Here is a 24,221-nt window from a genome sequence, read left to right on the forward strand (position 1 = left end):
CCTGCGCTTAATCCCCGCTGTTCACCACCACTTTGTTACGCCCGCGCTGTTTGGCATGAAACAGCGCTTGTTCAGCCGCTTCACTCAATTTCGCAGCATCCGGAAAATGTTCGAGATCCGCAATCCCGCAACTGAAGCTGACTGAAAACTCCTCATCCTGACTTAAATGCAGTAACCGGGAGAAAACATGCCGGATTTCGTCGATGACCTTGGCAGCCGAAGTTGCATCCGTATCATTCATAATCACGGCAAATTCTTCTCCGCCATAGCGACCGACGGTATCGGTACCACGTAACCGCTGCTTCAACAACCTTGCCAAACTTTTAATCACGCGATCTCCCGCCGCATGCCCATGAAGGTCATTCACTTTCTTGATAAAGTCTATATCCACCAAGGCATACGACAGCGGTGTATTCAATCGATCGGAACGTACCACTTCGCGCACCAATTCTTCTTTAATCGCCGCATGATTAAGCAAGCCGGTCAAACCATCATGCACCATGAGCGCACGTAAAGATCGCGCGCGCATTACCCGTAATGTCACCGCCGAAATCAATTGCCGGGAAAAAACTGGTTTGACGAGAAAATCGTCTCCCCCCAGACTCATGGCTTCACGTTGCGTGTTGAAATCATTTTCAGATGATAGATAAACAATCGGGATCGCAATAAAGCCTTCCATTTGCCGGATCACTTTTGCCAGTTCGATACCGTTACAACCAGGCATATAGAGGTCCATCAAAATCAAATCCGGGTTAAAGCCATTCAGCGTTTCGAGGAGTTGTGCGGGTCCGGTTACGGCTTTGACCGTCATGCCGGCTCGCTCCAGGACCGCGGCATTATAGGCCAGGATCGTCGGATTATCGTCGACCAGCAAAATGCGAAAAGAATCCTGGATTTGCGAGGCCGTAATCAAATCGAGCTGGCTGATTAATTCAACCGGATTAAACGGTTTGGTAAAATATGCCAAGCCACCCGCCCGTACCGCACCCAGCCGGTAATCCAAACCGTCGTGAACCGATATAAAAATCACTTGAGCCGGTTGCGTCAATTCTCGCTGAATCTCTTCCATTACCCGGATTCCGGCCATTTCATCGTCCGGAAACTCAATTTCCATCAATACTATGGCATTGGGTATCTGCAAGATAGCAGCGCGGAATTTATCCAATTGATTGAATACTTCCACCTCATAACCATAGTACCGTAGCTGCAATGCCAATTCTTCAGCAGCTTCGGCATCGGCATTTACCACAAAAATCAAATCGGAAGGTTGCGGAATCGTGAAAAAAGCTTCTTTGTTAGCAATTGTTTGCCGGATGAAAATCGGATTGGATTCATTATCTTCCGATATCTTTTTCAACTCCAGGATTTGCTGAGAAATCCGGTTGGCTTGAAAGGCATCGGCAGGAATTTGCTGCAGCAGTAAATTCTTAAAAATCTGTTCCAAGACCCTCGCCTCGATGCTCAATTCCGAGAATCCGAATGTTTTACTGCTGCCCGCCAGGTTATTAACGGCGCGATGAATTTCCTGGAGCATATCCGATTCCCACTCACCCAAGAGTTTGCTCCACAACACTTCGATTTCATTTATTTTGTCCGGCAGCTCTTCGATAAACGTCGTAGCCAGCGAGCATAATCTTTCCTGAAATTCATCGTGTAATTTATTTTCCATAGTCATGCACCCAAAAAATATCCAACCTCAACAACATGTTTGAAATCAAATGGTTTCTTAACAACAGCAACAATACCAATCGTCATCTCAGTTTTCACTTGCCCAATTGCACTTTAAAAGCAACCAATATAGCATTTTTATCAATGAGTTGTAACATGTATCAACATCTTACGGGATTTTTTCACTTTATTGCGTCCCCCTCCCAAAAAACTATCCCGCCATAAAAAGAATCAATCAATTCATTTTATCCGTGGCACATACTGAACTCTGTTTTGCGACTTGCAACACCCATAAAGTACTTGTAGGTTCGGGATAAGCGGTTATAGCTGGGTTTCCCCGATACACCCCTTTTCAACTTTCGCCTATTGTAAGTAACAATACAATTTTTAAATGCTGGAACTGACACTGAAAAACCTGTCAGTTATATCTTTTATTATCATGTTTCTGCTGTCCATTTCTTGAACCCAAATCGCAATGGAAACGGTATCTGACTATTCCTTTGTTAAAATAAATCCCCATTCCACCCTATTGCGACGGTAAAATTTGATGAGAAGACAAAACAAGAATTTTCCCCGGCGGCTGCCGGTGATCCATCAATGAATACCGTGCATTTTCTAAATTTCGGTGTACTCGTTATGCGCTCCTCGATCATTCTCAAATTACTCTTAACAATCCTTGTAACACTTGTACTTTTATTTGCGATTGGTACGGTTCTGACATCACCGGCACCCACCACCGTTTCCGCGCTTTCTGCAGATTTCCCGGTTGAGTCGGTACAAATCCCAAGCCGGGAACAAGTCATTGTTCATGGCTGGTTAGTTCACGGGGAACCGGGCGGAGGCATTGTACTTCTGGCGCATTCGATGCGAAGCAACCGCGTAGAGATGTTAAGCCGGGCACGGTTTCTTAGAAACAAAGGTTATAGCGTGTTACTTATTGATCTGCAAGGGCACGGCGAAACCATCGGCGATAAAATCACCTTTGGCTTGAAAGAAGCCGAAAATATTGAAGCATCCGTCGATTTTCTGAGACAGCGTTTCCCGCATGAACGCATCGGGGCAATCGGCACTTCGTTGGGGGCCGCAGCGATTGTTCTTGCCAAAAAAAATCTAAAATTAGACGCAGTGATTCTCGAATCGCTCCATCCTACCCTGGAAGAAGCTGTTGAGAATCGCTTAAAGCTCCATTTTGGAGACTACGGCCGCGTGTTACTGCCACTGATGCTCTGGCAGTTATCACTGAATCTGGATATCGCGATTGATGAACTCAATCCGATTACGCGAATTGATCGGATTAACGCTCCCATTCTGCTCATTTCAGGAACCCATGATGCACATACCACCCAATCGGAAACAGAACGTTTATACGCTGCGGCTAGGGCTCCAAAAGAACTGTGGATCGTTCCAGGCGCCAAACATTTCAATATGCATACCTATGCCGGAAGAGAATACGAATATCGCGTGGATGAATTTTTATCGCACTATCTCAAGCGATACGAGGAAGATGATTAGCTGGTTGCAATGTGCGACGCAATCGCTCGCAGGATATGCTAAAGTGCGCCTCAATTATTTTTCAAGCGTTTTAAAACTCGAATATGCTTAACTATCAAAACATCTTACTTACCGTCGATTTTTCTGAACACGATCAAATCGTCGCCCAAAAAGCGAAAGCATTGGCCGAACAATTTCATGCGACTCTCCATATTCTGCACGTATTGGATAACATCCCGATGCCCGATACTCCATATGGAACAGTCATTTCGTTGACGGAAGCTTCAGCCTATGAATTGCTGGAAAATGAAAAAAACAAATTAGCGCGCATTAGCGATCAACTTAATATCACTTCAGCCCGCCGCTGGCTGATCTGGGGCGAGCCGCAGCAAGAGATCACGCAACTGGCGCTAAAACAACAAATAGACCTGATTATTGTCGGTTCTCATGACCGGCATGGTTTCGCGATGCTAACCGGGTCTACGGCCAAGGATGTGCTATATCACGCCGAATGTGATGTTCTGGCAGTACACATCAAAAAATAGGCGTAACATCCAGCATTATTAATTTTTCCAGAATTGCCACCAGGCTTTTCCGCCCACCTCGGGTAATTCCGCAAGGAAAATACTGTCAGGAAAGTTGATGCGCATGACACGCTCCGCATCGTCGCGCAGGTCGTACATCTCCAGCGCCTCATAAGCTCTGATCATGATATACAGTGCTTCCTCGGTTGCCGGTGTACGCGGATATTCCTTAACAGCGTTCTGCGCCCGGTTGGCAGCCGCGACATAAGCTTTACGCTTCATATAATAACGCGCCACATGAATCTCACTCATTGCCAAGGAATTCAGCAAATAGGCCATCCGTTGCCTGGCGTCGGCGGCGTACTTGCTCTCCGGAAAGCGGGTCACCAGTTCCTTAAAAATTTCAAACGATTCATACGAGGCTTTGGGATCACGCTCGCTCATATCCTGTTTCAGCGGTCCTTTCATCAAAAACGCGATCATTCCCCAGCTATCGTTAAAATTCGCCAATCCTTTGATATAATATGCATAATCAACATGTTGGTGATTCGGATGCAGCTTAATAAATCGATCCGCCGCAGCAATCGCAGAAGCCGGTTCTTCATTTTTATAATGCGCATAGGCAATTTCCAGTTGCGCTTGTTGCGCAATCCGGCCGTATGGATAACGGGATTCCAGCGACTCATAGAGCTTGATCGCCGCAGGATAACTACCATCATTCAATTTCGCCTTTGCTTCTGAATAAAACTTATTGGCGGACCAGTCTTGCTGATCTTCCGTACGATCCGGCAGCATACCGCAACCCGATAGCCCCATAACCAGAATTAAAGCTAAACTACGTAACATGACAAGTTCCATTAATAGCAGTGATCGATCCGCGAATTATAGCGCAAAGCCGGAGCCGCTCACACAAAGCGATCTGGAATATACAGCGCTAGATTTAATCATTCCTGCCGATTGCGCCGGTTTGCGATTGGACCAAGCACTCGCGAAATTATTGCCACATTGGTCACGCAGCCGTTTACAGTCCTGGATTATCGAGAACCGGATACTGCTTGATGATCAAACCACCACGGTAAAACATAAGGTCTGGGGAAATGAGCGTGTGCGGATCCTACCGCGCGAGATGCCTCACGAAACGGCATTCAAACCCGAAAGCATCGCCATCGACATCATTTATGAAGACGATGCGCTAATTGTTCTCGACAAACCGGCGGGATTGGTCACCCACCCAGGAAATGGAAACTGGCAGGGAACATTGCTGAACGCATTACTACACCATGCGCCGCAATTGGAACATGTTCCCCGTGCCGGGATTGTACATCGCCTCGACAAAAATACCACTGGCTTATTAGTGGTTGCGAAAACCTTGGAGGCGCAAACAAGTCTCGTGCGGCAGCTGCAGCAGCGTACCGTAAAACGAGATTATCTGGCATTGGTATTGGGAGAAATCAAGCAAGCCGGCCATGTCGATGCACCCATCGGACGCCATTCGACACAGCGCACCAAAATGACAGTCACGGCAACCGGGAAACCTGCGCGCACGCACTACCGGGTAATTGAAATTTACGCTGACTGCACCCTGCTGCAATGCAGTCTTGAAACAGGCCGAACGCATCAAATCCGGGTTCATATGCAGGCCATCGGTCATGCGCTGGTTGGTGATCCGGTTTACAACGGAAACCCGTCACACTTGGAACCAGCAGCCGCGCAACTATTATCGGATTTCCCGCGGCAAGCACTGCATGCGCAACGATTAACGCTGGTGCACCCGCGAACTGAACAGATTTGTCAGTGGGAAGCTCCCGTTCCACAAGATTTCTCGACGTTGTTGCAAGACCTTCGTCAACTTACGAAAACTTGAGTCAGAATATAAAAAATGCGCCCTAAGGCGCATTTTTTATATTCCATGACAACTAAAATCCTCAATGCTTAGAAAGGTAAAACAGCATCCAATGAGAAGAGTATCTGATCTTTATTTCCGCCGAACGGCCGATAAGCGGAAGCCTGCAATGACTCGTGCAATGCATCTACGCGATCATAGCGGATGTTCGGACGAAGATTGAAGTTCTTCAAGCCTTTCCAAGGCACATTCAAGGTTCTAGCTGCTTTCCAGTTCGCACCGATGGTTACGGCATAATAATCGGCGGGCGTGCTGGTGCCGAGCAAACCAATGTTACTGGCATAACTAACCCCCAGATGATTGGTTGCCGCAGTCACCCGGCCTGGTGCGAACACCCGAAAACCATCGCGATCACGAAACCACTCGGCACGGACACCGACCGAAACATTGGGCGTCGCATCATAGTAAAAATGCGAGTTAACGCCATACCATTCTGCGTCTTTGACAACACCGGAGTATACGTTATTAAATAACATTACGTTATCCGCGAAACCATGATCATGTTGTAAGACTAAATGGGTTCTATCGGTGAATTTGTGCTGCAAAACGATACTGTACATCCCCCAGAAACTACTGTTACGGGTGGAAGTCGTGCTGCCGGTACCGCTGACATTAAATGAGGTTTTATTGTCATTACTGTTCCAAGTAACGCCACCGATACCGCCCCAGTTTTCCATTTGCTTGTCGAAATTTCCATCCCAGCCGCCGGTTCCGCTGCCGCCGATGGTGCCGAACATTGCTACGATATTTTTATTGACATTGTAATTACCCAATACACCGGTATGCGTGAAGGGTTCGCCATACTGCATGGTATAAGCATGGGAATAGAAGAAGTTATTAGGCGCGGGAACGGTTTCATAACCGATCGGTGTATAAAAGTGGCCCACTTTAACATTCAAGCCATTGCCAACCGGCGCATAAATTTCTGCAAACGCCTGAGGGATTGCAATACCGTAGGTACGGCTGGAATTACAACAGATCTCCAAATCCCAGTTGCCGCGATCCGCCAACGGTCTGCCGTTATTCACATCAAAAGCCGGATTACCGTACGCTTGGGTGAAAATAGCATCGGTACCAAACATGAAATCAGCCCGGAAACCAATATCCCAGCCCTTGCCTTCAGTTTTTACACCCCGCTCTATGAAGAAATTCAACTGATTCAATTGAAACCGGTTCGCCTGATCCGAAAAAGTAACAGGTCCATTAAAACCATGGGTTTGGCTCGGATTAAACGTTGCACCGCCTTGCACCCAGCCACCGAATTCAATACCGCTGTTTTTGATTGCTCTAGCAAAAGGATTATCGCTCAACCCATTACTGCTCATCGAACTGTTCGCATAAACACCAGACGAACTCATACCGAGTAGCAGCAATCCTCCAGCTACGGTACGGATCATCTGGCACTTATATTTTGTTTTATATTCCATTACTCCCCTCCCTCAGAAAGATTGTGAAAAAAGATGCAGATACGTTGAAAACAAAGACCCTGATAACTGCATGGTAAGAACTCTAACACTGAATTATGTAAAGGGTCAACGCAAATACACGAAATAAATGAACCGGTTGATTTAAATTACAACACGCTTGCAGGTGCAACTATCAAATTCACAACAGAAACCATTTTCTTATCTTTAATAACACTTGGGAACTTTTAAATTAATCCGCACCATGCAATGGCAACTCCGGTGTAATTCTCTAAAGTTTCGATGAGTGAACACCGTAAAAAATCAAACTAGTTGTTGTAAGAAGATGAGCAGGCATATTTAACAAGTAATCAAACCAACATTAAGTTAATTAACTTATTAATAATTAATAATAATTCAGTTATGAACATGATACCGATACAAACTTCCGACTTGATTGTAGGACAACCGCTGCCGTGGGATTTATTTGATGAATCGCAAAAGCCGATTCAAAAACGTGGCTATGTTATCAAAACCGCTGATGAACTCAGAGAATTGGAAGAATTGTCGGTGTTTCGCATGCAAGCGCCAGCATCAAAACAAGCTGAAGCTGACAAAAAAGCACCGGATCAGATCGGCTTTGAAGATATGCAAATTAAAGTGGGACAAAAAATGTACCTCACGTTGGCGGCTTATTCAAAATTAAGAAAATCATGCGAACTCTCGGAGAACTCATACTCGGTATCGATGATCGGTTATGTACCGAATAGCACGCTAATTGTTACCATGCCGATCACCGATCAAATCGTCGGAGACCCCTTAATTGAAGGTGATCAGCTGAATATCCGCTTGGTCACCGGCCAGTATGCTTATAAGTTTTCGGCCTTTGTCGACAAAGTAATCAAAGCCCCGTTCAAATATTTACACCTGTCGTTTCCTAAAGTCGTGCAAGGTCAAAGCATCCGGAAGTCTCGCAGAATTAAATGCAATATGGATGCAACAGTCGCTGAAAAAGCAATCCCGATCGCCATTACCGACCTGAGTATCTGTGGCGCCGGAATTAGCTCAAAGCTGCCTTTGGGAACGCTCGGTTCAACCGTCACATTATCGTTTAGCATCACCATTCTTGACAGAGAATTGCATTTATCGATTAAAGCGATTATTCGATCAGCCAAGCAAATAACCAAAAACAATCAAAAATTCATTGTTACCGGCGTAGAATTTACCGACATCAAGCCGGATCAGGTATTTACATTACATCACCTGATCTATCACGAAATTGTCGAACACCCTGAAAACATTATTTAATGGATGGTGTAAGTTCACCATCTCATTCCATCCCTTCCCTTTACCAGAAACCCCAATTCCCGGTAACAACAATCCAGATACCCAGTATGCCGTTGGTCACGGCATGCGCCAGTATTGGCGACCATAGCGTCCCGCTCCGCGTATACAGCAAACTGTAGACAAATCCGGCGAACAGGCCGGCAAACCACAAACTGTGCGCAAGTGCAAACAATACTGCGGCGATGGTCAACGCTTTGATACCAACTTGGGCAGGATTCACACTCAAAAAATCGGGATGATGAATCCAGCGCATCAGAAACGAGCGCCAAAAAAGCTCCTCCATCACCGGCACTACCAGAGCCGCACCGGCAATCCGCACGGCGACAAAAATCCAATCGATTTCATCCTCATTGCGCGGATCAAAACCGACCGATTCCCCCATCACCATCCAATCCGCCGTCATGTTGATCCAAGCAACAAACACCACGATACCGGCAATAATCGCAGCAACCCAAGTGCGGAAACCAGCGGCGCTGGGCCAGCGCAATTCACTGTACGCGCTACGCATGGCCCACAACAGTGCAACCACGGCGGTTATTTTCACCGCATACAGCCAGCGCAAGTCGTTGGCTTCCCAGCCAAACTTCAAGAGCACATCCTCCAGGATCATGAAAAAAACATACGCAGCGAAAGGTGCTATCCGGTAAAGATTTGTCCGATCAACCATTCATCATTTCCTTCTGAAATTTTTCTTGTTTTACACGATTGCAGACAATCCGCGAACGTTGCACCCACGTTTGTCATTGTCGCAAGTGTATAAGAAGCCAGAGGTTTTTTTAATGCGTAATAACAGGGTTTATAGGGCTTTGATTGAAATTTAGGGAAACGCTCGCGAACACACCACAGCATTCAGGGAATCAGCGGCAACTCTCTCTGCCGGCATGCACCGACGGCGGAAATTGAAGAGGCCGCGCACAACGCGCTGACTTTAACGCCCAGTAACCGGATTTTCTTAACCAATTGCACCCGCCGCAAACATTCCCCTGCGGCGCGGCGGATGCGTACCGCGTCGGCGGTAGGCTCGTTCAGGGAGCAATCGCGCGTCACGGTCTGAAAATTCTCAAACCGCAATTTAATGCTGATAGTGCGACCGGCATAACCTTTGCGTTGTAAATCACCGGCTACTTGCTCACACAGCGCCGTAAACGCCGCTGACAAAACTGGCCGGTCCAGACGCGCATCCAGATCGCGCTCGAACGTCGTTTCACGGCTCATCGACTTAGGTTCCGCATCCACGATCACCGGGCGGTGGTCGATGCCGCGCGATACTTCGAACAGCCAGACCGAATAGCTGCGTCCGAAATGATGACGAAGCAACCCCAGGTCGGTTTGCGCTAACCCGGCAATCGTAGTGATACCCAGCGATGCCAGCCTCTCCGCAGCCTTGGGGCCGATACCATTGATTTTTATCACAGAAAGAGGCCAGATCCGCGCCGGGATATCCGCCATCGCAAGGATCGTCAATCCATCCGGCTTCTCCAGATCCGAGCAAATTTTTGCCAGCAATTTGTTCGGCGCGATGCCGATCGAACAGGAAAGCCCGGTTGCATCCTTAACCGCTTGCTTGAGCCGCATCGCCAACGCGTGCGTCTCATCCGGCAGATCACTGAGATCCAGATAGATTTCATCAATACCGGAATCCTCGATCTTTGTGACAATGCCGGCAATCGCCGCTTTGAATAACCGCGAATAATGCCGGTAAGCGGTGAAATCAACCGGCAGCAGAATCGCATCCGGCGCCAGTTTCGCCGCCTTCATCACACCCATCGCGGAATGCACGCCCAGTGCCCTGGCTTCATACGTCGCGGTGGTAATGACGCCACGTCCGGCATAATCGCGTAAACGGAAGAAATGCCGCTGACCGCCGGCTTGAATCACCGGCTGATGTTCATCCCGTCCGGCGATCACCACCGGCAATCCACGCAATTCCGGATAGCGCAGCAACTCGACTGATGCGTAAAAGGCATCCATGTCGAGGTGCGCAATACGGCGCGGCGAAGCATTGGCGGATTCGGTCGGAGCAACGGTCATGCGGTCTGTGTTACATTACGCGGACAAACAAATTGCATTGTATATGAATACATCGGCCAATCCGAAATCCTCTCCCTGCCCGTGCGGCAGCGGCCAGCCTTACCGCGATTGCTGCGGACATTATCTGGATCACGGCGAATCCGCAGTCACCGCGGAACAATTGATGCGTTCGCGCTACACCGCCTACACCCAGCGCCGCGAGGATTATCTGCTGGCAACCTGGCACCCGGATACGCGTCCGGCGTCGCTGGAATTGGCCGGACAAGCGGCGCAGCAATGGATCGGATTAACCATCAGACGCCACGAGCAAACCGCTGCGGATCAAGCCATCGTGGAATTCGTCGCGCGTTACAAAATCAACGGAAGGGCGCATCGTTTGCACGAAATCAGTAGCTTTGTACGAAAAGACGGTGTGTGGTTATATGTCGATGGAGACATTCTGCGAAATTGAATTCTTCAATTCACAACGCCTCGTAACGGATTGCCACCACTTCCAGTTCTTCCAGCCCGCCCGGCGTATGCAGCGACACCATGTCGCCTTCTCGCGCTTTGAGCAGTGCTTTGGCCAGCGGAGAAATCCAACTAATGCGGCCTCGGCTTGGCTCGGCTTCGTCCATGCCGACAATGCTGTACGTGTGTTCTTCGCCTTGGCTATTGCACACAGTCACGGTGGCGCCGAAAAACACTTGATCGCAGTCGCCGCGTTGCGCCGGATCGACCACCTCGGCGTTATCCAGGCGTTTCGATAAAAAACGCAAGCGCCGGTCGATTTCGCGCAAACGGCGCTTGCCGTAGATATAATCACCATTTTCCGAGCGGTCGCCGTTCGATGCTGCCCAAGTAATGGTCTTGACCAATTCCGGGCGTTCCACCTTCCATAGCTGATCGAATTCATCCTTGAGCCGCTGATGGCCGCTTGGCGTGATATAGTTCTTCACTCCTGTTGGCAATTGCGGCGTGCCGTCCAGGTCTTCGTCGTCTTCGCTTTCCTTAGTAAATGCTTTGCTCATAGCCGCACATATAAAATGATCAGATTGTTAAGATAGCGGTCTTCGGCCATCAATTCAAGACGGCCCCGGTTTATAGCACTGCAAGAAACCTTGTGAACGGCGTAAAATCTAATGATTATATTGTTCAGGAGGCCATTATCATGACCATCAACCGGCGCCATTTTCTGAGCATGACAGGCGCAACGGCCTTAGTAGCCGTATGCTCACCGCAAGCATTATCAACTTCGACGCGCGTGCAACAACCGTCGAAAAGAGTATCGTCTGCAATAAAAAATATTCAGAAGCTCGCTCGCCAGAAAGAACGCTTTCTCGGTTACCCGATCAACATGAACACGCCGCCGGAAGAATTTTTTGCTTGGCGCAACGAACTCGCCGCTTCGGGTTTCAATCAATTCGCCTTCAATAATGTCGGCAACCCCTACGAACACAGCCACATCCCGTTTAATTGCCATCTGTTCGAACGTGAATTGATCGACCGCTTCGGCGCGCTCTACGGTTTTCCCAGCGGCAACATCTGGGGCTTTCTCAGCAACAGCGGTACCGATAGCAATCTGCACGGACTGTACATGGGACGGACGATTCTGCATAACCGCACCGGTGTGATGCCAAAGATTTACTTTACCAAGGAAGCGCATTATTCGATTCAGATTCTGCGCGATGTCCTGCAACTCGAGTCGGTCATCGTCGGCACCAACCCGGATGGAGCGATGGATGCCGGCGATTTGGCGCGGCAATTGAACATTCATCGCAACCATCCTGCGCTGGTGGTTGCAACGATCGGCACCACTTTCAAAGGCGCGATCGATCCGGTCGATGCGATCCAGGAAAAGCTGAGAAACCGCGATGCTTATCTGCATCTCGATGCGGCGCTGTTCGGCGGTTTTCTGCCGCACACGCCGTTTGCCGCCGAACTCAAGCAGCAAGCGCGGGATCCGCTCAGCGGCAGCATGATGAATCGTTACGATTCCATCGCGGTATCGTGCCATAAATTCTTCGGCTTTCCGTCACCTGCAGGGCTGTTCATTACCACGGAAGCGAATTTTGATCTGTTCCGCGAACCCTTCAGCCGCATCCACGACCCGGAATATATCAAGCAAGTGCCTGGAACCATTTCTTGCTCGCGCGATGCCGTCAAGCCTGCCGAATTTTATTTTTTCAGTTCGGAAAAAGCGTTGGCGCGGCAAGCCGCCGACGCCAAGGCGATCCTGGATAACACCGATTACTTGTTGAAAGAAATGAATACTCACTATAGCTTCCTGCGGCCGGTACGCGCCAACGGACATTCGAATATCGTTTACTTCATCACGCCGCTTAAAATGGTCGTCAACCGTTATTCGCTCGCGACCATGCGGCTCGACATCGACGGCGTTCCGACACCGTGCGCGCACATTGTGGTGATGCCGCACGCTAAAAAAGAAACGTTGGACCGGTTCTTGACCGATCTACGCACGACCGGATAACTGAGGACAGTTCAAAAACGTTTTGTAGCGGCAGCGCAGATAGTTTTTCAATAGCCTAACCATGCGTGACTTCAATAGCCTAACCATGCGTGACTGTCCGGGAAAATACATTGATCACCATCACGCCCGCCACGATCATCGTCAAACCGATGAGTGCGGGCGTATCCAGCGTTTGCCCGAGAAATAGCCAGCCGCTCAGCGCGATCAGAACAATGCCAACGCCCGACCAAATCGCATACGCCACTCCGACCGGGATCGTTTTCAACGTCAACGACAACAAGTAAAACGCCAGCAGATAGCCCAGCACGACAATCAGCGATGGCCAAAACCGGGTAAACCCTTCGGCTGCTTTGAGAAACGACGTCGCGATCACTTCGCTGACAATCGCGATAGCCAGATAAATCCATTGTTGCATGGGTATCACTCCCTGTATCTTGATGGCCCAATGCACCGGTTTCGACCGGAGGCATTGGAATAATCTTGCTATCTTACCAAAACAAGATGAAATTAAATCGAATCGCAGCAAGAGCTGCTGCATCATGGTGATGAACGTGACGGCTGAATACTATCAGTTCGATGGAATAAAAAACCGGCGCTGGGGTTATTCCTAAGCGCCGGTTCTTTTAGAACGTTTAAACAATCTTACAATCAGACTGCGGCAGCTTGCTTACGGCGAGAGCCGACAAAACCGAGCAATCCAAGCCCTGCCAACAGCATCGCGTAGGTTTCAGGTTCCGGAACCGGAACCAGGTTAGCAGCAACGTCATGACCGACGATGCCCATTGTTCCTGAGTATGTTAAGAGCTCGCCCCCATCAAAACGAACAGATGCGGTGATCACGGTACCAGCCAGTTCGGCGACAACTGCACCGTAACCGCCATTACTGGCAACATCCGGATCCCAGGAAAATGCGAATACATTCAGGGGATCGAAACCGGTGAAATCAAAACCGAATACAGTCGAACCCACTGCGCCAAATAATGACGATGTGCCATTGGCTTCCGGATCATAGATAAAGTTTCCGCCGCCCGAACCGCCGAACACCAGTGATTCGCCTAGTATACAACTTCCGCCATCCGTGCAATGCGTTCCGGACAGATCGAACGTGAGTTTCTCGATTTGACCGCTGGTGCCGTCAAAAGCGGCGGTATTGATGCTGAATGAACCCAGCGGGCCAGGGTTCGTCACTGTGATCGAGCCAGATGGCGATGCATAGCTAACGCCACTCAATAGCACAGAAAACCCGAGCGCGGCAGCAACTTGCGTAGCGCTTTTCATGATTTTCATTATTTTTCTCCTTATTTAAAAAACAACCCAATTGATACTTTTTAAACAAATAACCCGTTAATCCCATTTTGCATCTCAACCGTTTGCAGCAGTCATCAGATCTGATTAATGTCAGCGGGTTACCCTCGAAAAAACCTTTTCTTCGTTGCAGGCATTTTCATTTGCGATTTTACTGATTTTTTGTTTCCTGATTACTGATTCTTATACTACTTAACTCCTGATTTTGTACTAATTCAGCGCATCGGTAATCTGATTAAAGGGTTTGTGCTGGAAAAAGTTCTCAATATTGCCCGCCAGTTGATCGAGCAACCGCTGGCGGGATTCGCGGCTGGCCCAGGCGATATGCGGCGTAATGATCAAATTGGGTAGTTGTTGCCGCAATAACGGTTGATCATGATCCGGCGGTTCGCCCTGAACAACATCGGTGGCAGCACCGGCAATACCGCCGCTGGTTAAACAGGCCAGCAAATCGGCCTCGTTCACCAACCCGCCGCGTGCGGTATTGATCAAATACGCCGACGGTTTCATCAATTCCAGTTCGCGGCGGCTAATCAGGTGCTGGGTATCGGGCAATAAAGGACAATGCAAGGTAATAAAATCCGCCTGCCGCAATACGTCGTCGAACCCCAGCCGTCCTGGGCGCGGCGCTTGCCCTTTATGGTCTGCAATCAATACCTGCATACCAAATGCCTGCGCCACTTGCGCCACGGCATGGCCGAGTTCGCCATAACCAATAATGCCGAGCGTTTTCCCGGACAATTCCATGATCGGGTAATCGAGCGGGCAGAAAAACCGGCTTTGTTGCCAGCCGCCGCGTTTGACCAGTGCCTGATAATCGGAGAAATGCCGCGCCATGTTCAGCATCAACATGAACACATGCTGCACCACCGACGGCGTGGCATAACCGCGCACATTACACACCGGTACGTTGCAGCCCGCCGCTGCGGCCAAGTCGACATTGTTATAGCCAGTCGCCGCCACGCAAATCAGCTTCAATCGTTTGGCCGCGGCAATCGCTTCACGCCCGATAAACACTTTGTTGCTGACCACTACTTCGGCTTCGCGAATCCGCTCCAACACCTCCGCTTCGGTGGAATCATGATGATATTGCCACGGCGAAATCGCCCGCTCCAGCGCGGCACAATCCATGTCGCCGCGAGTGACCGAACCGAAATCAAAAAATACCGCCCGCATCAGTTACCCCCGTTGTTATTTGATGTGATAATTGAATTCATATAAAAATGATCGCAAAAGAAAAGCGAAAGAGCGAGTATCACCCAACGCAGCAATTTGCTTGCGCGGTCGATTAATCAATATTTCCAAAGGAGCAATGATGTCTGCTTTGATGATGACCCTATTCACTCTTATTTCAGCTTCATTTTCGCATAATGCCGCGATCCCGTCGCGCCACACCTGCGACGGCGCGGATAGCTCACCGGCGCTGTCGTGGAGCGGATTGCCGGAAGGCACGCAAAGCCTGGTGCTGATTGTCGACGATCCGGATGCGCCCGACCCCGCCGCGCCGAAAATGACCTGGGTGCATTGGGTGCTCTACAATATTCCCCCTGCCGCAACCGGCTTAGCCGAAGGCATTCAGGAAAAAGATCTGCCGCCCGGCGCTCTGCAAGGACTCAACGATTGGAAACGCACCGGCTATGGCGGCCCGTGCCCGCCCATCGGTACGCACCGTTATTTTCACAAACTTTACGCTTTAGACACGGTGCTGCCGGATCTGCATCACCCCACCAAAGCGAAACTCGAACAAGCGATGCACGGCCATATCCTGGCGCAAACGGAATTGATCGGCCGATATCAGCGGCAGCGTTGAAGATTTTAACTCGCAACAAAGCACCGGAGACTGCATGGCCCTAGCCTGGAACGAAATCAAAGACCGCGCGCTGGCGTTTTCCCGCGAATGGGCCAAAGCGGAATCCGAAGACGCCGACGCCAAACCGTTCTGGATCGAGTTTTTCAATGTGTTCGGCATCACCTCGCGGCGCATCGGCAGCTTTGAGCAGAAGGTCAAAAAACTCGGCGACCGCGACGGTTACATCGACTGGCTGTGGAAAGGCAATCTGCTGATCGAGCACAAATCGCGCGGTAAAGATCTGGATCGCGCCTACCAGCAAGCCATCGACTATTTCCCCGGACTGAAGGAACACGAATTGCCGCGTTTCGTGCTGGTCAGCGACTTTGCCCGCTTCCGCCTGTACGACATGGTGGAAGGCACGCAGACCGAATTCCTGCTCAAGGAACTGTACAAAAACGTCAAGCTATTCTGGTTCATCGCCGGTTACCAGCCGCAAAAAATTTCACCGGAAAGCCCGGTCAACGCCAAGGCGGTGCAGCGCATGGCGAAGCTGCACGACCAATTGAAACAGATCGGTTATGGCAAGGCCAAGCCGCGCGACTTGGAAGTGTATCTGGTGCGGCTGCTGTTTTGCCTGTTCGCCGAGGACACCGGCATTTTCGAGCGCACGCAGTTCACTGAATTCATCAGTCAGCAAACGCGCGAAGATGGCAGCGACCTGGCGTCGCAACTGGCGCAATTGTTCGACATTCTGAACACACCGGAACACGCGCGGCTGAAAAACCTCGACGACACGCTGGCCCGGTTTCCGTACGTCAACGGGAAATTGTTTGAAGAGCGCCTGCCGTTCGCCAGTTTCGACCGCGACATGCGCGCCGCGTTGCTGGTTTGCTGCGCGCTCGACTGGAGCGGCATCTCCCCGGCGATTTTCGGTTCGCTGTTCCAGAACATCATGGACGAAACGCCGAACGCACGGCGAAACCTCGGCGCGCATTACACCACCGAGGAAAACATCCTCAAGCTGATCCGTCCGCTGTTTCTCGATGAACTGCACGCCGAATTTGAAAAAATCCGCCAGACCGTCAAAGGCCGCACACAAAACCTGCAAACGTTTCACAGCAAACTCGCCAGCCTCAAATTTTTAGACCCGGCGTGCGGCTGCGGCAATTTCCTGGTGATCGCGTACCGCGAACTGCGCCGTCTGGAATTGGAAGTATTGCGCGCACTCTATGGCGGCGGGCAGTTAGTGCTCGATATATCCAATATTGTCCGGGTTAATGTCGATCAATTCCACGGCATCGAAATCGAGGAATTCCCGGTGCAAATCGCGCAAGTCGCGCTGTGGCTCACCGATCACCAAATGAACGCGCAAGTGTCGGAAGAGTTCGGCCAAAACTACACCCGCCTGCCGCTGACCAAATCCGCGCATATCGTGCACGGCAACGCGCTGCGGCTGAATTGGAATGAAGTGATTCCTGCGGAGCAATGCCATTACGTGATGGGGAATCCGCCATTTATTGGCGCAAAATTCATGAACGACGCGCAACGCACCGATGTCGCCGCGATTTTTCACGATACCAAAAATGCCGGATTGCTCGATTACGTCAGTTGCTGGTACCGCAAAGCTACCGATTATATCGCCACCCATCCGGCGATCCTTGTCGCGTTTGTCTCCACCAATTCGATCACGCAAGGCGAACAGGTTGGCGTATTGTGGCCGGATTTATTGCGGCGTGGCGTGCATATCCATTTCGCCCACCGCACCTTCCAGTGGAGCAGCGAAGCCAGTGGTAAGGCAGCGGTGCATTGCGTCATTATTGGTTTCGGTTTACAAGAAGCCGCGCAGAAAACCATTTTTGAGTATGTGAATATCCAAGGCGAACCGCATGCGATTTCTGTCAAAAACATCAATCCATATCTAGTAGATGCACCCAATATCACGTTGACCAATCGCGAGAAACCGATTTGTAATGTACCTGCCATTGGTATCGGCAATAAACCAATTGACGGTGGCAATTATCTGTTTACAACAGAAGAAAAAACTGAATTTATCGCTCGTGAACCGCAAGCTGCTAAATGGTTCCGTCGTTGGATTGGTGCCGATGAATTTTTGAACAGCTACGAGCGCTGGTGCTTATGGCTTGGCGACTGTCCGCCAAATGAACTTCGCCAGATGCCGGAAGCGATGAAACGTGTGGAAGCTGTACGTCAGCTTCGATTGAAAAGCAAAAGCATTCCCACACAAAAGATTGCTGCCACACCAACACGTTTCCATGTAGAAAATATACCCGATTCGTCTTATTTGGTTATCCCTGAAGTTTCCTCCGAACGCCGGACTTTTATACCTATTGGGTTTGAACAACCAGAAACTCTGAGCAGTAACAAATTAAGAATTTTTCGCAATGCTAATGCGTACCACTTTGGCATTTTATCTTCAGCCATGCACAATGCCTGGGTTCGTTCTGTTACAGGCCGATTGAAAAGTGATTATCAATATTCTGTAACAATCGTCTACAACAACTTCCCGTGGCCGGAACCCACTGAAACGCAACGCCATGCCATCGAAACCGCCGCGCAAGCCGTGCTCGACGCCCGTGCGCAGTTTCCAGATGCGACACTGGCCGATTTGTACGACCCGCTGACCATGCCGCCGCAACTGGTGCGCTCGCATCAGGCGCTGGACCGTGCCGTCGATGCGGCGTACGGCAAAAAATCGTTCGCTTCCGAAGCCGAACGCGTGGCGTTTTTGTTCGAACGCTACCAAGCAATCACCAGCCTGCTGCCCGCCGTTTCCGCCAAGAAAACCGGCAAAAAAACAGCGCAACCGCCAAACCATGACCGGCTTTCTTGACGGCGAAACCCGTCCCGCGCTCACGCTGCCCAGCCGGATCGGCGGGCAAATCCACTACAGCGAGATTATTTTTGACGATCCGCCACATTTGATACTGCAAGCAGTTCCCGATTTTGCAGGCAGCGGCAACGATTTGGCCGGACGCGGCATCGTTTGGGATGTATTTGCATTAATCGATTCGATCAAGCGCCCCGGCGGGCACCAAGTGCTGACCGCTGATTGCGGTTATGCGCCGGATGTCTACCTTGAAGAACGAGTGCTGATCAGCCATCCGGATAGCAACACCGTGGTTTGGGAACTGGATATTGTTGGTCTGCACCCGGCATTGGACAAAACACTGACCGGCGATCGCGTGGGCTACGTGCGTCTGGAATTTGCGCGCGAACAATACGAGGCCGATATCCGGGCGCTAGTAAAGGCTTTGCAACAAGCGGGCCGCGGCCCGGTGTCCGTCACTGCGCTGGATTCCCGCACGCATGGTTTGAATCATCTGCTCGCCGATTATCCGGCATGCGATTCATTGCCTGTTGACGAACTGGAGCCCAATGTCGAAGGCGGCATGGCACTGGAGCGTCTGCTCGAACTCGACGCCGACGAACCTTGGCCGCGCACACCGCTGTGGCCCGCCGGAGCGCGGATCGAATTCGGCTTTTTTCCGGGCAAGAGCGGCCATGAATTGATGCGGATCAACGGCGAATACTCCGGATGCCGCTGGCCCAGCCACTATTTCACTAGCTGGAAAGTAATCATTGCTTTTAGATCCTGGCTTTCGTATGCACACCGCGCCTATGTATTTGACCCTGATCGCAAACTTCCTTTCGCAACCAGCCTGCCGCGAACAGGCCCCATTACCCACGGCACCGACATCGACCCGAACGACTTCGTCTTGTTGCATGCTTCGGATCGGCAGCGCTGCCACGACGCGGGTAGACGCTTCGCAGCAATGTTCCAGGCCAGCCTGCAAGAAGGCGAAACCGCGCCGGATGTGACGGTACGCTATTGCGAGAATTTTCTGCATGCCGCCGATGACGGACCATTACCGGCAGGAGACAATGCCGATCATTGAGGACGATCACCCGATCGATTCCGGTGTTCGCACCGAAATCGAATCCCGTCTCGCGGCCATTGAAGCGGACTATGGCGTGCGCGTCCTTTATGCGTGCGAATCCGGCAGCCGTGGTTGGGGTTTCGCCTCGCCCGACAGCGATTACGATGTGCGCTTCCTGTACGTGCATCCATTACCCTGGTATTTGCAAGTCACGCCGCAGCGCAACGTGATCGAATTGCCGGTTGCGGACGAACTCGACATCGGCGGCTGGGAATTGCGCAAGGCATTGGGTTTGCTGAAAAAAGGCAATGCCACGCTGATCGAGTGGCTGGATTCGCCGGTGGTATATCGCGCTGATACCGTTTTCTTGCATGCCGTGCGAGAGGCCGCGCAGATAACGCATCAACCGGAGCGCGCATTCCATCATTACATTCACATGGCGAGCGGAAACTATCGCGAATATCTCACCGGCACTACAGTGCGGCTGAAAAAATACCTCTATGTGTTGCGCCCGCTGCTGGCGGCGCGCTGGATCGAGCAAGGACGAGGCACAACGCCGATGCGGTTTGAGGAATTGGTAGCTGCCATGATAACCGATCCGGCGATGCGCCGGGCTATCGAAGAATTGCTGGCGATCAAGCGAGCAGCGCAGGAGTCGGAATACGGTCCGCCGATGCCGGTCATCGATGCATTCATCGCTGCGGAATTGAAGCGGCTGGAATCAGTATCCCCGCCCGCATTTCGTGAAATCGATTTTTCCGTGCTGGACCGGTTGTTAATGGAGACCGTTCTGCGGTTTGATGCCTTAAGAACCCCCTGACGCCACAACTTCTCGCGGCCTGGAGCCGTCATATTCCCCTTTGACGAAGGAGAAAGCGCATAGCACGGAAGAACTTTTGCAATCGAACCGGATGCATGTTGTTCTCGTTCGAGTGCTACCAGGCGATCACCAGTCCCTGACCGATAGTTTGCGCTGCGGTGTCAACAAAACCATGTGTTCGCTGTCTTAATATTAAATCCGACCGGCTACCAGGGCCGGTCAGCAATAAAAAAATCAAACCGCGGCGCTGCGCGCGCCTTTATCTATCAGAGGGCTGACATTCATGAACGATCTGATTTGCTTCGACCGGATCATCGTCGAGAAACCCGTCGTTACCAAGCACGGTTTTCATACCCGCTATATTCTGGAGAAAGACGGCAAGCGCATGTCATGCGAATTGCGCAACAAATACGAGGACAGCATCGAAGGCGATAACGCGCAGCGCTTCGCCAATCTGACGTGCGGTCTTTCGGCGGTCAATTACGGGTTGTACACCCGGGAAATCGTGTTCGAATTCGATCTTGGGCCGCAGGAATTCCGTTTTTTCGACGACATGCTGAAGAAAATGAGCATCGAGATTTTCGTCAGCCGGTTTCATCAAGATCCGCTGTTCATCAAGCCGCAATACGCCGTGGCGGAACTCGATGTCACGCTGGCGAATGCGTCGTGCAAGGCTACATTGATTGCCGGCAGCGGACGCGATCTGACCGGTTTCGATGCCGATCCGAACAAAATGGTGGTTCTGTCGTCCGGCGGCAAGGAAAGTTTGCTGTGCTACGGTTTGCTCAAGGAAGCCGGCATGAATGTGTACCCGGTGTATATCAACGTGTCCGGCGGGCATTGGCGCACCGCGATGACCGCTTACCGTGCATTCAAGCAAAACGATATCAATACCCGCCGCATCTGGACCAATGCCGACCGGCTGTGGGCGTTCATGGTGAGGCATTCGCCGCTGGTCGAAACCAATATCCGCGGCATCAAGTCGATCACCGATCCGCTGCATTTCTTTACTTTCGCGTATTTCATTTTTTCGTCGTTGCCGCTGATGGAGCAGGAAAAAATCGGTAATGTCTGCGTCGGCAACGAATATATCGAACCGACCAAGATTCTCGACGGCCGCAACCGCATCAACGATGTCGATTTCTTCCCGGGAATTTACGATCAAAGCCAGGAATACGACCGCTACATGACCCGCTGGTTTGGCGATGCCGGGTACGGCATCCGCCAATGGGCGCCGATCCGTTCGATTACCGGCTATCAGGTGCAAAAAACGCTGGCCAAGCAATATCCGGCGCTATTCGAGTTGCAGGTGTCGTGCCATCACGCGCATAAAGGCAACGACAGAATCCTGCCGTGCGGCACTTGCCAGAAATGCATGCGCATTCTGTCGTTCTGCCTTGCCAATCAGCTCGATTATTCCAAGATCGGTTATGGCCAACCTAACGTCGACTGGCTGAAGGCGAATAGTCACAAGCTGGTTTTGGCAGGAGACGAGGAACTGGAACACACGTTTCATCATTTGAGCAAACACGGTTTCCCGGTCAACGGCCGCTATCACAGCCATATCGAGAAATTGCATTTCGATCCGCATTCATCCGATACCGCGAATATACCCGCCGAAGTCCGGCATAAAATTTATCCGCTGTTGTTACGCGAGGCAACCGGCGCTGTGCGGATGACGGCTGAAAGGCATTGGGAGCCGGTCGATGTTCTTGCGCCGTCGAAATAAAAGTGGCGGATTCAACTTTGAAGCGCAATTTTTGTAGCGTCATCCACCCGTATTCATGAGGTTACCATGATTTTTTGAGGATGACGTGCCACATATTAACCCGGTACTAAAGCATTACTCATAATCTCGCGACAACACCGGCGAACTTCAGTAAGTCAGTCATTTTAAAATTATCTGCAACCGCGCTTGGTAACGTGGGTGTCCATTCCGGATCTTGCTTCAGGTATGACATCGAATCGCCCTGCAACAAGCCAATAAAAACCTCGGCAACAATGCGTCCACCAACCGGCCCGAGCCGCTCTCCGTTTTGCTTCACTTCAGCTTCACGCAAAATATAAAACCAAAGCGGCGTCCGTAGGTGCAATTTGAGATCAACAAGATCGGCAAGGTCCGTCGCATCCAGAACAGGCAAATTCATGGCTTTGGCTACACTTTGGCCGGAAGGTAAGCTGAAAGTCAGACCCCGTAGTAAATTAAGCTGCGCCAGGGATTGAAACTCGCCCCGCACACCTGGCAAATCAAATAACACGGTCGACAGTTTCGTATCAATTTTCTTATTCGGCCGGACATTGCCATCACCAAAATCAAAAAATGTTTGCCAATCAATAAAGCGGGATGGGGCTCGCTTTCCACCTCGCAAATCATCCGGATCGGGACCATCGGGCAAACCGTCATTAAAAATCAGTTTGAAGACATGCGAATTCACATCTGACGGTGTTGACCCAAAGTTGGAGCGATAAGACGGACGCACCTGTGAATGCCCGAATCGATAGGCGGCTGCCGAAAATTCAACTGGAATATAGGGTTGATTGCGCCATTTATAAAACTTGCGTCCATTGTTCAAAATATCATCAACCAATGGTTTACCGACTGTTTTCTCCAAAAATTCGTGCACGATAATCCACTGGTAATGCCATCGAACCAAACGCTGCGCCTCTGCAAAAATTTCGTCAGGATTGCTAAGGCCAAACTCAGCTTTCACATAATCGACAACCGCATTGTGAAACCGCAACATCGCCAGATGCAACTGAGAAACAATCAAATTCTCATCATTGCGTGGATCACCCAACAGTGCAGTTCCTTGGTTGTTGCGCGGCAAATCGAAACGTGTGGATCCATCCGCAGAAACTGCCCCGGAACCGGGAATTTCTTCAAGATAAAACTTGATACCTTCCCCGGCTGGGCTTTGGTCGTACAAATGCGGCGATGCACCCGGTCCCGACCCATACATGCTGTCCAATTCAAACAGCGGTGTCCGGAAATTCTGAATGGATTCAGGATCCGATTGCCGTTCCAAACTCGATGTCGGATCGAATGTAATGTCATGGTCAAGAAATTGACCAAGAAAAGTCATACCGGCGGAAAGATTGGGGTTATTCGGATTATTGGTATTTAATGCGGGATTCACGATCAAATCGCGAGCAAGATTTGGATTCGCCATAACATCCATACTTTCCATTGCATCCATGATGCCGCCTTTCCTGCCCAATTCTTTTAGCGCATCTTTTATTTGTTTGTTATCCGTAGCAAAAGGCGGCAATGACGGAAACATCCGGCCAAATTTACCTTGCTCGTAATAAGTCGACTTGGGAGGATTATCACCGCCTAATTTATAAGAACCGTGTCGTGTCATTTCTTTCTCCAATTGATTTATCTATATGGCACAAGCAGATCATGCCGTTACGTCTGTTAAGAAGCTTCCGGTTCAACAAAACTCCAAAATACAAGAAAGTAGCATTATTGTTCGATACGCGGAAACCCTACCTCGCTAAAAATTGCCGGTCAAAAACTCCTATTCATGCATGAATTCTTAAAATCGTTTCAAGATACATTGCAAGT

21 protein-coding genes are annotated in these 24,221 nt (G+C 50.4%); 11 read left to right on the plus strand and 10 right to left on the minus strand.

Annotation, left to right across the window (positions count from 1 at the left end):
* Positions 1-7 precede the first annotated feature (7 nt).
* On the minus strand, positions 8-1,669 hold the full coding sequence (locus ACV7NC_RS05365; RefSeq protein WP_458154473.1) for a diguanylate cyclase: 1,662 nt from the start codon (positions 1,667-1,669) through the stop codon (positions 8-10).
* Positions 1,670-2,265: 596 nt separating this feature from the next.
* Between ACV7NC_RS05365 and ACV7NC_RS05370 the strand changes: the two genes are divergently transcribed.
* Together ACV7NC_RS05370 and ACV7NC_RS05375 are read left to right on the plus strand one after the other, a co-directional pair.
* Positions 2,266-3,180 (plus strand): alpha/beta hydrolase, encoded by a 915-nt coding sequence (locus ACV7NC_RS05370; protein ID WP_458154474.1) that lies wholly within the window; start codon positions 2,266-2,268, stop codon positions 3,178-3,180.
* Between the two features lie 83 nt (positions 3,181-3,263).
* A complete protein-coding gene (locus ACV7NC_RS05375; protein ID WP_458154475.1) occupies positions 3,264-3,704 on the plus strand; it encodes a universal stress protein in 441 nt (146 codons plus the stop codon).
* Between the two features lie 18 nt (positions 3,705-3,722).
* Here the strand turns inward: ACV7NC_RS05375 and ACV7NC_RS05380 are convergent, their stop codons facing one another.
* The gene (locus tag ACV7NC_RS05380; RefSeq protein WP_458154476.1) at positions 3,723-4,529 is read right to left on the minus strand and encodes an outer membrane protein assembly factor BamD; all 807 of its coding nucleotides are present in this window, start codon (positions 4,527-4,529) and stop codon (positions 3,723-3,725) included.
* On the opposite strand from ACV7NC_RS05380, the gene rluD reads away from it, so the two are divergent.
* The gene (rluD, locus tag ACV7NC_RS05385) at positions 4,528-5,547 is read left to right on the plus strand and encodes a 23S rRNA pseudouridine(1911/1915/1917) synthase RluD (RefSeq protein ID WP_458154478.1); all 1,020 of its coding nucleotides are present in this window, start codon (positions 4,528-4,530) and stop codon (positions 5,545-5,547) included. The two genes, ACV7NC_RS05380 and rluD, sit on opposite strands and share 2 nt — an antisense overlap.
* 68 nt (positions 5,548-5,615) lie before the next feature.
* Here rluD and ACV7NC_RS05390 read toward each other — a convergent pair whose 3' ends face one another.
* Positions 5,616-7,013, minus strand: a complete 1,398-nt coding sequence (locus ACV7NC_RS05390) for a porin (protein ID WP_458154479.1) — start codon at positions 7,011-7,013, stop codon at positions 5,616-5,618.
* A 399-nt stretch (positions 7,014-7,412) separates the two neighbouring features.
* On the opposite strand from ACV7NC_RS05390, the gene ACV7NC_RS05395 reads away from it, so the two are divergent.
* On the plus strand, positions 7,413-8,297 hold the full coding sequence (locus tag ACV7NC_RS05395) for a flagellar brake protein (protein WP_458154480.1): 885 nt from the start codon (positions 7,413-7,415) through the stop codon (positions 8,295-8,297).
* A gap of 40 nt (positions 8,298-8,337) precedes the next feature.
* Here ACV7NC_RS05395 and ACV7NC_RS05400 read toward each other — a convergent pair whose 3' ends face one another.
* Positions 8,338-9,003 carry a CAAX prenyl protease-related protein gene (locus ACV7NC_RS05400; protein WP_458154481.1) on the minus strand — a complete coding sequence of 222 codons (666 nt, stop codon included), beginning with the start codon at positions 9,001-9,003 and terminating at the stop codon, positions 8,338-8,340.
* 182 nt (positions 9,004-9,185) lie between these two features.
* Positions 9,186-10,367 (minus strand): Y-family DNA polymerase, encoded by a 1,182-nt coding sequence (locus ACV7NC_RS05405; protein ID WP_458154482.1) that lies wholly within the window; start codon positions 10,365-10,367, stop codon positions 9,186-9,188.
* A 43-nt stretch (positions 10,368-10,410) separates the two neighbouring features.
* Here ACV7NC_RS05405 and ACV7NC_RS05410 point away from each other — a divergent pair, with 43 nt between their 5' ends.
* On the plus strand, positions 10,411-10,818 hold the full coding sequence (locus ACV7NC_RS05410; RefSeq protein WP_458154843.1) for a YchJ family protein: 408 nt from the start codon (positions 10,411-10,413) through the stop codon (positions 10,816-10,818).
* 10 nt (positions 10,819-10,828) lie between these two features.
* On the opposite strand, the gene greB is transcribed toward ACV7NC_RS05410, so the two are convergent.
* Positions 10,829-11,377 carry a transcription elongation factor GreB gene (gene greB / locus ACV7NC_RS05415; RefSeq protein WP_458154483.1) on the minus strand — a complete coding sequence of 183 codons (549 nt, stop codon included), beginning with the start codon at positions 11,375-11,377 and terminating at the stop codon, positions 10,829-10,831.
* A 140-nt stretch (positions 11,378-11,517) separates the two neighbouring features.
* Here greB and ACV7NC_RS05420 point away from each other — a divergent pair, with 140 nt between their 5' ends.
* The gene (locus ACV7NC_RS05420; RefSeq protein ID WP_458154484.1) at positions 11,518-12,837 is read left to right on the plus strand and encodes a pyridoxal-dependent decarboxylase; all 1,320 of its coding nucleotides are present in this window, start codon (positions 11,518-11,520) and stop codon (positions 12,835-12,837) included.
* 79 nt (positions 12,838-12,916) lie between these two features.
* On the opposite strand, the gene ACV7NC_RS05425 is transcribed toward ACV7NC_RS05420, so the two are convergent.
* The 3 genes from ACV7NC_RS05425 to ACV7NC_RS05435 form a co-directional block, all read right to left on the minus strand.
* On the minus strand, positions 12,917-13,252 hold the full coding sequence (locus ACV7NC_RS05425) for a DMT family transporter (RefSeq protein WP_458154485.1): 336 nt from the start codon (positions 13,250-13,252) through the stop codon (positions 12,917-12,919).
* 233 nt (positions 13,253-13,485) lie between these two features.
* Positions 13,486-14,124: a PEP-CTERM sorting domain-containing protein gene (locus ACV7NC_RS05430; RefSeq protein ID WP_458154486.1), complete on the minus strand. Its 639-nt coding sequence runs from the start codon at positions 14,122-14,124 to the stop codon at positions 13,486-13,488.
* Between the two features lie 228 nt (positions 14,125-14,352).
* Positions 14,353-15,318: a 2-hydroxyacid dehydrogenase gene (locus ACV7NC_RS05435; RefSeq protein WP_458154487.1), complete on the minus strand. Its 966-nt coding sequence runs from the start codon at positions 15,316-15,318 to the stop codon at positions 14,353-14,355.
* Between the two features lie 139 nt (positions 15,319-15,457).
* Here ACV7NC_RS05435 and ACV7NC_RS05440 point away from each other — a divergent pair, with 139 nt between their 5' ends.
* From ACV7NC_RS05440 to ACV7NC_RS05460, 5 genes are all read left to right on the plus strand, one after another.
* Positions 15,458-15,952: a YbhB/YbcL family Raf kinase inhibitor-like protein gene (locus tag ACV7NC_RS05440; protein WP_458154845.1), complete on the plus strand. Its 495-nt coding sequence runs from the start codon at positions 15,458-15,460 to the stop codon at positions 15,950-15,952.
* Positions 15,953-15,986: 34 nt separating this feature from the next.
* The gene (locus ACV7NC_RS05445) at positions 15,987-18,785 is read left to right on the plus strand and encodes a DNA methyltransferase (RefSeq protein WP_458154488.1); all 2,799 of its coding nucleotides are present in this window, start codon (positions 15,987-15,989) and stop codon (positions 18,783-18,785) included.
* Complete coding sequence (locus ACV7NC_RS05450) at positions 18,769-19,851, plus strand: hypothetical protein (RefSeq protein ID WP_458154489.1); 1,083 nt, start codon at positions 18,769-18,771, stop codon at positions 19,849-19,851. The genes ACV7NC_RS05445 and ACV7NC_RS05450 overlap by 17 nt, the downstream gene beginning before the upstream one ends.
* Positions 19,838-20,653, plus strand: coding sequence for a nucleotidyltransferase domain-containing protein (locus ACV7NC_RS05455; RefSeq protein WP_458154490.1), 816 nt, complete (start codon positions 19,838-19,840; stop codon positions 20,651-20,653). Before ACV7NC_RS05450 ends, ACV7NC_RS05455 begins: the two co-directional genes overlap by 14 nt.
* 283 nt (positions 20,654-20,936) lie before the next feature.
* Positions 20,937-22,382, plus strand: a complete 1,446-nt coding sequence (locus ACV7NC_RS05460) for a hypothetical protein (protein ID WP_458154491.1) — start codon at positions 20,937-20,939, stop codon at positions 22,380-22,382.
* A gap of 118 nt (positions 22,383-22,500) precedes the next feature.
* Here the strand turns inward: ACV7NC_RS05460 and ACV7NC_RS05465 are convergent, their stop codons facing one another.
* The gene (locus ACV7NC_RS05465; protein ID WP_458154492.1) at positions 22,501-24,015 is read right to left on the minus strand and encodes a peroxidase family protein; all 1,515 of its coding nucleotides are present in this window, start codon (positions 24,013-24,015) and stop codon (positions 22,501-22,503) included.
* Between the last annotated feature and the right edge of the window lie 206 nt (positions 24,016-24,221).

It is taken from the genome of Nitrosomonas limosa, from assembly GCF_054188085.1.